The organism is Catellatospora chokoriensis (assembly GCF_011297315.1).
Classification (GTDB): Bacteria; Actinomycetota; Actinomycetes; order Mycobacteriales; family Micromonosporaceae; genus Catellatospora; species Catellatospora citrea.
Genome location: NZ_JAAOTI010000062.1, coordinates 1 through 9038 on the forward strand (window position 1 = coordinate 1; position 9038 = coordinate 9038).

A 9038-nucleotide genomic window follows, 5' to 3' on the forward strand; every position below is an offset into this window, starting at 1 on the left:
GGGGGTGGGGGTGGGGGTGGGGGTGGGGGTGGGGTTACTTCAGGTGGGTGGTGAGGTCGTCGAGGATTTTGTTGGCGGCGGTGATGCCGATGCCGGTCATCCACGTCTCGTCGGCGACGACCTGGGTCTTGCCTGCCTTTACGGCACCTAGGGTCGCCCATAGGGGACCGGCAGTGATCTTGGCCTGCTCGGCGGCGGACTTCGCGCCGTAGGCGGCGACGAAGATGAAGTCGCCGTCGACCTCGGTGAGGCGCTCGGCGCTGACCTTGTCGAAGCGCTTGTCGTCCTTCGCGGCCAGGAGCTGGCGCTCGGGGCGGCCCAGGCCGGCGTCGCCGAGCACGATGCCGGAGAAGGACTCGGGGCCGTAGACGCGGATGTGGTCGGGCATGAAGCGGACCAGGGAGACCTTCAGGGTCGCGGCGTTGGGGACGGCCGCGCCGACCTCCTTGGCGCGCTTCTCGTACGCCGCGAGCAGGTCCTTGGCCTGCTGCTCCTTGCCCAGCGCCTTGCCGTCGAGCAGGAAGTTCGCCTTCCAGGTCTTGCCCACGTTCTCGGTGAACACGGTCGGCGCGATCTTCGACAGCTCGGCGTAGTACTTCTCCTGGCGGAACTTGGAGCCCAGGATCAGGTCCGGCTTGAGCGCCGCGATGCCCTCCAGGTCGGGCTCGTCGAGCACGCCGACCTCGGTGATGCCGTCGGTCGCACCGGCGCCGAAGTACGTCGGCCAGCCGGTGAGCTCACCGGCGCGGGCCGCGCCGACCGGCTTGACGCCCAGCGTCAGCGCGGTGTCGACCTTGTCGGTGTCCAGCACGACGACGCGCTTGGGCGCGACCGGGACCTTGGTGGTGCCCATCGCGTGGGTGACCTCGACGGTGGCCGCGCCGTCGCCGGTGTTCTCCTTCGCGGTGCCGCAGCCCGCCAGCGCGAGCCCGGCGGCGACGGCCGCCACGAGAACAAGACGCTTCTTCACGGCGTCACTTCCTTCCTGGATCTCTGTGCGCTCCGCTGCTCTGGCGCGGCGAAGTCCTCCCGGCTCACGCCGAGATCACGACGATCTTGCGCGGACTGTTGGCCATATGTCCGCTTCGCGCGTGTCGTATCCACAGTTCGCGCAAGATCGTCGGGGTGGTCAGGGGTTGGGGATCACCAGCGGGGTGGCGGTGACCGGGCAGGGGATGACGGTGCAGTCGAGGGCGAAGACGTCGGTGATGAGGGGTGCGGTGATGACGTCGGCGGGCGGGCCCGCGGCGACGATGCGGCCGTCCTTCATCGCGATCACGTGGTCGGCGTAGCGGGCGGCCTGGTTCAGCTCGTGCAGGACCGCGACCACGGTGCGTCCGCCCTGCTGGAGCCGGCGCATCAGGCGCAGGACCTCGACCTGGTGCGCCACGTCGAGGAAGGTGGTCGGCTCGTCGAGCAGCAGCGCCTCGGTCTGCTGGGCGAGCGCCATGGCGATCCAGACCCGCTGGCGCTGCCCGCCCGACAGCGCCTCGACCGGCCGGTCGGCGAGTTCGGCGATGTCCGCGTCGGCCAGGGCGGTCTTGACGGCCTCCTGGTCGGCCGGGGACCACTGCTGCCACCAGCGCTGGTGCGGCTGGCGGCCGCGGGCCACCAGGTCGGCGACGGTGACGCCCTCGGGCACCAGCGGTGACTGCGGCAGCACGCCGAGGCGCTGCGCGACCTGGCGAGGCGGCAGCTCGTGCAGCAGTTCGCCGTCGAGCAGCACGCTGCCGCCACGCGGCTTGAGCAGGCGGCCCAGGGCGCGCAGCAGGGTGGACTTGCCGCACGCGTTCGGTCCGATGATGACGGTGAGCTGTCCGCTCGGGATCTCGACGGAGAGCCCGTCGATGACGGTGCGGTCGTCGTAGCCGACGACCAGGTCCTGTCCGGTAAGCCTCATCGACGCCTCCTGATGAGCAGGTAGACCAGGTAGGGACCGCCGATGCCGGCGGTGAGCACGCCGACGGGCAGCTGGGTCGGCGCGAGCAGCATCCGGGCGGCCAGGTCGGCCAGCACCACGAGCGCCGCACCGGCCAGCGCGGACGCGGCCAGCGGCGGCCGCTCGGCCCGGGACAGCCGCCGGGCGACCTGCGGCGCGACCAGCGCCACGAAGTCGACCGCGCCGACCTGCGCGGTCGCCGCCGCGGCGAGCACGACGCCCAGCGCGCCGACGGCGAGCCGGCGGGCAGCGGGCCGTGCCCCGAGGGCGCGGGCCGTGTCGTCGTCCAGGGCGCTGGTGCGCAGCGCCCGCGCCGCCCACAGCAGTAGCGGCAAGGCGAGCAGCAGCACCAGGCCGATCGCGCCGGCCTCCTCGTAGCCGCGGCCGTTGAGCGAGCCGATGAGCCAGATCTGGGCGCGCAGCGCGTCGATGGTCTCCGCCGACGACATCACGACCTCGATGCCGGCCCGCAACGCGAACGCGACGGCGACCCCGGCCAGCACGAACCGGTTCGCGGCGAACCCGGTGCGCGCGCCGAACGCGAACACCACGACCGCGGCGAGCAGGCCGCCCGCCATGGCCGCGGGCGCGATCAGCTCGTACGCCAAGCCGGAGGTCAGCGCGATCGTCGCGGCCAGGCCCGCGCCCTGGGTCACGCCGATGACGTCGGGGCTGGACAGGGGGTTGCGGGCCACGGACTGGATCAGCGCGCCGCCCAGCCCGAACGCGGCCCCGCAGGCCGCCCCGAGCACCACACGAGGCCAGCGCAGCTCGCGTACCACCAGGTCGTAGTCGGTGCCGCCGGTCAGCAGGGCACGTACCACGTCCAGCGGCGGCACGGCCAGGGTGCCGATGCTGATCGCGGCGATCATCGCGGCCAGCAGCACGACGCCGAGCGCCAGGGTGATCAGCAGGGTACGGCGCGGCAGCACGAAACTCGCCGGCCCGACGGAGACGATCACGCGGTCACCACCCGGGCCCGGCGCACCAGCCACAGCAGCACAGGCGCGCCGACCAGCGCGGTGACCACCCCGGCGGGGACCTCGCCGGGCGGCGTGATGACCCGGCCAAGCACGTCCGCGAACAGCACCAGGGCCGCGCCGAGCAGTGCCGACAGCGGCAGCACCCAGCGGTGCGCGGTGCCGACGAGCGCGCGGGCCAGGTGCGGGACGGCGAGGCCGACGAACGCGATCGGCCCGGCCAGCGCGACGGCCGCCCCGGTGAGCACGATCGCGGCGACGGCCGCGGCCAGGCGTACCCGCTGGATCCGGTGGCCCAGGCCGCGGGCGACGTCGTCGCCCAGCGCCAGCGCGTCCAGGCCGCGCGCCGCGACCACCGCGAGCACCAGCCCGACCAGCAGGAACGGTGCGACCTGCGCGGCCATGGCGGGGGTGCGTCCGGCGATGGAGCCGACGACCCAGAAGCGGTACTGCTCGAAGGTGGCGGCGTCGATGCTGAGGATGCCGTAGATGACCGCACCGAGCCCGGCGTCGATCGCCGCGCCGGACAGCGCGAGGCTGACCGGGCCGGAGCCGTCCCTGGTGCGCGCGGCGACGGCGAACACCAGCGCCCCGGCCACCGCGGCCCCGGCCAGCCCGAACCAGATCCAGCTCGCCAGGCTCGCCGCCCCGGCGAAGGCGATGGCGCAGACGACGCCGGTCGCGGCGCCGGCGGAGATGCCGAGGACCCGGGCCTCGGCGAGCGGGTTGCGGGTGAGCGCCTGCATGATCACGCCGGCCAGCGCCAGCGCCGCGCCGACCTCAAGCCCGACGAGGGTACGCGGCACCCGCAGTTCACGGACGATCAGCGCGGCCTCGCTCGGCGCCGGGTGCAGCAGCGCGTCGAGCGCCTCGGCCAGCGGGATGTGCCGGCTGCCGACGGTCAGGCTCGCCGCGACGGCGGCCAGCAGCACGAGCACGCCGAGCCCGACGACACTGCCGCGCCTCACCGCACCGTGCACCACGAGCCTCCCCAGGCCGCCCGTTTCCGACGGAAACGCAGCTTAGGTAAGGCAGGCCTTAATTGTCGAGGCGGGGTGAGCTACGCCCCATCTCCCATGAACTTCGGCAGCGCCGCCACGATCGGCGCGTCGGCCGGCAGCCACGGCACGGTGTGCAGCTCGTGCGCGGCCAGCCAGCGGAACTCGGCGTGCTCGATCAGCTGCGGCACGCCACTGACCAGGCGGGCGGTGTACACCTTGAGCACCGCCCGGCCGTGCCCGAGCAGCACGTCCTGGCCGACGCGCTCGCCGACCTCGACGACCACACCGAGCTCCTCCTCGCACTCGCGCACGAGCGCGTCGTGCTCCGTTTCACCCGGCTCCACCTTTCCGCCAGGAAACTCCCACCGTCCGGCCACCTCGGCCGGTTCGGAACGCTCACAGGCCAGCACGCGCCCGTCGGCGATGATGGCTGCACCGACGATGATTCGGATCTCGGAGGAGAAGTTAGGCACGGCGGACAGCGTGCCAGACAATCCGGCTTCATGGTGAACGCGGTGTCACCGAGCGAGTCCGCGCTGCACACAGCGTCCCGTGAAGTGCAGGAAGTCGGTTTTGTTCGCGTGGACACACGCCGCGATAGCAGGCAGGATAGGTCTCACCGAAGTGTCGGTGCGGACAAGATTCGGCCACAAGCCGATATCACCGCGTGGGAGGTATCGGAGGTGCGGATGGGCGCGGTCTGGAAACGGGGCCGACGACGCGACTACATCAGCGACGCACTTTCCCAGCTCACCGGATGGGTCCACGAGGGTGACTGCCTCAAACGCACCCTCCCCCTCGACGACACCGAACACGCCGTGCTGACCGAGCGCATCTCGGTCGCGGCGGACACCTTCGGCGTACGCCCCCACATCCGCCGCCTCGACGGCCGCACCCAGATCCAGCTCTGCGCCGGCGACAACGGTGCGCTCACCTCCGCCGAGATCGGCATGGCCGCCCGCGTCGAGGCCGCCTACCAATCGCTGAGCCGGTAACCCGGCCGCAGCGCGGCACGGGGCACCGCACCCTCGCCTGGACGACTACGCTCACCGCCCATGCCCTCCGGCGCGGATCTCTTCGAGCTCTTCTTCATGGGACCAGGCCTGCTGTGCCTGCTCGTACTGGTGCTCTTCGCAGTCGTCGCGATGCTGCCTCGCTCGGCCCGCCGCAGGCACACCAGGCGCGTCGAGCGTGCGACCAGGCTCATCGAGAGCGGGCGCACCACCGACGGGCTGGGCTGCTCACCCGGGAAGCCGCCCGCACGCGGCGGCGACGGCGCACCCCGGCAACGGCGACGTCGTCGCTCGACCTGCTCAGCCACCATGCCGGTGCCGCGCTGGCCGCCGGGCATCCCGACGCGGCACTCGCCGCCGCGACCGAGGCCGCGAACCTCAGCGCCCGGCTGCACCCGAACGGTCCACGGCACGCGAAAGCCTGCTACGCGCTCGGCCGTACGCTGGCAAAACTCGGCCGTGACGAGGCTGCGCTCGCCCACCTGCAGCAGGCCGTCGCGATCGGCGACACCACCGACCACGACGACGCCGCCCTCACCAGCCGCGCCCTGTTCGCCGCCAACACCGCACTGGCGCTGCAGCGGCTCGGCCAGGTCACCGCCGCGCTGGACCTGGCTGCGCGCGCGGTGCACCTCGCTTCGGCTGCACCGGAGGAACCCATCCCGCACCTGCGAACCGCAGGCCTCGGCTGGGCCCACACCGCGTTGTCCCTCGCCCGGACCGACGGCGGGCTCGACGGCCGCCCCGCTGCGCAGGAGGCGCTGGAGGCGTTCCGCCGGGTCGACGGCGAGGAGTTCCTGGCAGGCGGCGAAGGGCTCGCGCTGGCCTGCTACGCCGCCGCGTACGCAGCACACCGGCAGGGCGACGGGCAGGGCCTGGCACCTGCCCGCGAAGCGGTCGAGCGGTTCTCCGGCTCCGGCGACGTGCTGCACGAACGCCGCCGGGCGGACGCCGCGCGGCTGCTCGCTGAGATCACCTCGGAACATCCGGTCGCTTCCGGGGAAGACGCCCGATGAGCGTCCTCGTCCGACCCGCCGCGCCCACGGACCAGAGCCGCTGGCGCGAGCTGTGGGACGGCTACACGCGTTTCTACGAGCGCGAGCCCGACGAGGAGATCACCCGGCACCTCTGGGCGCGCATCCTGGACGACGGCGTGCCCGTGCACGCAATCGTCGCGGAGTCCGACGGGGCCGTCATCGGCATCGCGAACTACCTGCTGCACGAGAACACCTCCGCCCTCACCCCGTCCTGCTACCTCCAGGACCTGTACGTCGACCCGGCCGCCCGCGCCCAGGGCGTCGGCGCGGCGCTGATCGACTGGCTGTGGGCGCGGACCCGGGCGCAGGGCTGGGCGACGCTCTACTGGCAGACCCGGGAGAACAACTACCGGGCCCGCGCCCTCTACGACCGGTACACCCCGCACAGCGGCTTCCTGCGCTACGTCCTGCGCAACCCTCCGGGCTGAGGCGACCGGCGGCGGCGCTCGGCCAGCAGGCGGCTGCTCACACCAGGGCCCGCGTCAGGAACAGCCCGGTCATCAGGAACGCCAGCGGGGAGCCGAGCGCGGCCAGCGCGGCCGTCACCGGCCAGCGCAGGTGCCGCAGCAGCAGCACGACCGGCAGCAGCAGCGTGTGCGACCGGAACTGCGCCTGACCGGCCCCGACGACCAGCGGCGTGATCAGCAGCAGCGGGCCGTACACCGCGCCGATCGTCCAGTCCAGCACGGTCGCCCGCCGCCGCACCGCCGCGACCACCAGCGCCGCCACCGCGAGCAGCACGAGACCGGTGCTGAACACCAGCTCGGCGGAGACGGTGGTCGGCTGCGACTCGATCAACGTCCGGAACGTGGCGAACGGGTCGTGCACCCCGTGGCCGTAGTTGCTGGACTGGATGGCCAGGTACGCGTCCCACCGGCCGGTGGTCAGCTGCATGATTCCGAAGACTGCGAGCACACCCGCGCCGGTGAGGCCGCCGACATATGCCGCGATGGCCAACCTGCGCCAGGCCCAGCGGCCGGGCGGGATCAGCAGGAACACCACGGCCGCCGGGGCCAGCAGCACGGCCAGCGGGTACGCCGTCGCGGCCACCATGCCGGCCAGCCCGGCGAGCACCCACCGGCCGTGCACCAGCAGCAGGAACATCACCAGGGCGAGCAGCATCACCAGCGACATGGGGAAGGTCGCGTGGAAGTAGACGCCGCTGGGCAGCAGCGCGGCGACCGCGAGGCAGGCCGCCTTCACCCCGGTCCGGGCTGGGGCGAGCAGCCGCCACAGCACGATCAGCATGCCCAGCGCGCACGCCTCGGCGATCAGGACACCGGCCGCCGCCGCGCTCAACCCGATCTTCGTCAGCACCAGCACCAGGAAAGGCAGCAGCGGGAACCAGCCGGCATTGCCGCAGAGGCCGTCGGGGTTGGGCCCGTTCGGATAGACCTGCGCGCAAAGGCCCGCGTTGTAACCCGTCTCCGCGATGCCGAGGTAGATGCCGCCGTCCCAGCGGATACGCGAGTCGGCGCTCAGCCAGTCGAACCCGAACCGGTACGCGGCCACGCCGTGCAGCAGGTGACCGAGCAGGTAGGCGAGCAGCGGCAGCCCTGCGTACGACCAGATCCCGGCGAGCCGGCTCGGCCTGGCGGCGATGTCACGGTCGGGAAGCACAGCGGACCGAGCCTGCCTGGGCGTCCGCGAACGCGCGGTCCCAGCGAGACTTTCGTCCTCAACCTCGGTCGCCAGGACCGACCGCCGGGTGCTCACTTGTGCACCCGTTCCAGCCGCTGGATCCCACGTGTACACAGAACGTGCATGGCCGTCACGTTAGGCGACCGCCGCCGCGCCCGCCGCCCCACCCGTGCTCCATCGACACGGATCGCGCCGAGGTGACCCTGGCACGAGGTCGCGACCCTCAACCCCCTGCAAACGGCCACGGCTGTGCCCTGATCAGGGGGCACAGCCGTGAACAGCGGTACGTTCGGTCTCAGACGTTGAAGCGGAACTCCACGACGTCGCCGTCGGACATGACGTACTCCTTGCCCTCCATGCGGACCTTGCCGGCCGCCTTCGCCGCGGCCATGGAACCGTTCGCGACCAGGTCGTCGTACGCCACGATCTCGGCCTTGATGAAGCCGCGCTGGAAGTCGGTGTGGATGACCCCGGCGGCCTCGGGGGCGGTCGCGCCGACCGGGATGGTCCACGCGCGCGCCTCCTTCGGGCCCGCGGTGAGGTAGGTCTGCAGGCCCAGGGTGCCGAAGCCGACCCGGATCAGCTGGTTGAGGCCGGGCTCGGACTGGCCGATGGACTCCAGCATCTCGGCGGCGTCCTCGGGCGACAGGTCGATCAGCTCGGACTCGATCTTCGCGTCCATGAAGACGGCCTCGGCCGGGGCGACCAGGGCCCGCAGCTCGTCGAGGAACGGGGCGTTGTGCAGCTCGGCCTCGTCGACGTTGAAGACGTACAGGAACGGCTTGGCGGTCATCAGGTGCAGCTCGCGCAGCTCGGCGAGGTCGATGCCGGCCTTGGCCGCGCCCGCGAACAGCGTGGTGCCGCTGTCCAGCAGGGCGTGGGCGGCCTTCGCGGCGGCCACGATGCCGGCCCGGTCCTTGCGGACCCTGAGCTCCTTCTCCAGCCGCGGCAGCGCCTTCTCAATGGTCTGCAGGTCGGCGAGCATCAGTTCGGTGTTGATGGTCTCGATGTCGTCCTTCGGCGAGACCTTGCCGTCGACATGCACCACGTTGGGGTCGCTGAAGGCGCGGACGACCTGGCAGATGGCGTCGCAGTCGCGGATGTTGGCGAGGAACGCGTTGCCCTTGCCCTGGCCCTTCGAGGCGCCCTTCACGAGGCCCGCGATGTCGGTGAAGCTCACCGGGGCGGGCAGGATGCGCTGCGAGCCGAAGAGCTCGGCGAGCTTGTCCAGCCGCTGGTCGGGCAGCCCGACGACGCCGACGTTGGGCTCGATCGTGGCGAACGGGTAGTTCGCCGCGAGCACGTTGTTGCGGGTCAGCGCGTTGAACAGGGTGCTCTTGCCGACGTTGGGCAGGCCGACGATGCCGATGCTGAGGCTCACGACATCAAAGCTTACTGACCCCACCCGCCCACCCCTCCTCCCCGCC

At 72.2% G+C, this 9038-nt stretch carries 10 protein-coding genes; 3 read left to right on the forward strand and 7 right to left on the reverse strand.

Annotated elements, in window-relative coordinates; all coding sequences use genetic code 11:
* Positions 1-34: 34 nt before the first annotated feature.
* From HAV39_RS41805 to HAV39_RS41825, 5 genes are all read right to left on the reverse strand, one after another.
* Positions 35-970: an ABC transporter substrate-binding protein gene (locus HAV39_RS41805; protein WP_191844621.1), complete on the reverse strand. Its 936-nt coding sequence runs from the start codon at positions 968-970 to the stop codon at positions 35-37.
* Positions 971-1129: 159 nt separating this feature from the next.
* The gene (locus tag HAV39_RS41810; RefSeq protein ID WP_191844622.1) at positions 1130-1900 is read right to left on the reverse strand and encodes an ABC transporter ATP-binding protein; all 771 of its coding nucleotides are present in this window, start codon (positions 1898-1900) and stop codon (positions 1130-1132) included.
* Positions 1897-2901, reverse strand: coding sequence for a FecCD family ABC transporter permease (locus HAV39_RS41815; RefSeq protein ID WP_239120415.1), 1005 nt, complete (start codon positions 2899-2901; stop codon positions 1897-1899). Before HAV39_RS41815 ends, HAV39_RS41810 begins: the two co-directional genes overlap by 4 nt.
* Positions 2898-3887 carry a FecCD family ABC transporter permease gene (locus HAV39_RS41820; RefSeq protein WP_239120414.1) on the reverse strand — a complete coding sequence of 330 codons (990 nt, stop codon included), beginning with the start codon at positions 3885-3887 and terminating at the stop codon, positions 2898-2900. The genes HAV39_RS41815 and HAV39_RS41820 overlap by 4 nt, the downstream gene beginning before the upstream one ends.
* 92 nt (positions 3888-3979) lie before the next feature.
* The gene (locus HAV39_RS41825; RefSeq protein WP_230689910.1) at positions 3980-4393 is read right to left on the reverse strand and encodes a (deoxy)nucleoside triphosphate pyrophosphohydrolase; all 414 of its coding nucleotides are present in this window, start codon (positions 4391-4393) and stop codon (positions 3980-3982) included.
* 216 nt (positions 4394-4609) lie between these two features.
* Here HAV39_RS41825 and HAV39_RS41830 point away from each other — a divergent pair, with 216 nt between their 5' ends.
* From HAV39_RS41830 to HAV39_RS41840, 3 genes are all read left to right on the forward strand, one after another.
* Positions 4610-4915, forward strand: coding sequence for a 4a-hydroxytetrahydrobiopterin dehydratase (locus tag HAV39_RS41830; RefSeq protein WP_191844624.1), 306 nt, complete (start codon positions 4610-4612; stop codon positions 4913-4915).
* A 113-nt stretch (positions 4916-5028) separates the two neighbouring features.
* Entirely contained in the window at positions 5029-5949 is a 921-nt protein-coding gene (locus tag HAV39_RS41835) for a tetratricopeptide repeat protein (RefSeq protein ID WP_191844625.1), read from the forward strand.
* Entirely contained in the window at positions 5946-6398 is a 453-nt protein-coding gene (locus tag HAV39_RS41840) for a GNAT family N-acetyltransferase (protein ID WP_191844626.1), read from the forward strand. The genes HAV39_RS41835 and HAV39_RS41840 overlap by 4 nt, the downstream gene beginning before the upstream one ends.
* Positions 6399-6435: 37 nt before the next feature.
* On the opposite strand, the gene HAV39_RS41845 is transcribed toward HAV39_RS41840, so the two are convergent.
* Complete coding sequence (locus tag HAV39_RS41845; RefSeq protein ID WP_191844627.1) at positions 6436-7590, reverse strand: hypothetical protein; 1155 nt, start codon at positions 7588-7590, stop codon at positions 6436-6438.
* 316 nt (positions 7591-7906) lie between these two features.
* Positions 7907-8992: a redox-regulated ATPase YchF gene (gene ychF / locus HAV39_RS41850; RefSeq protein WP_191844628.1), complete on the reverse strand. Its 1086-nt coding sequence runs from the start codon at positions 8990-8992 to the stop codon at positions 7907-7909.
* Between the last annotated feature and the right edge of the window lie 46 nt (positions 8993-9038).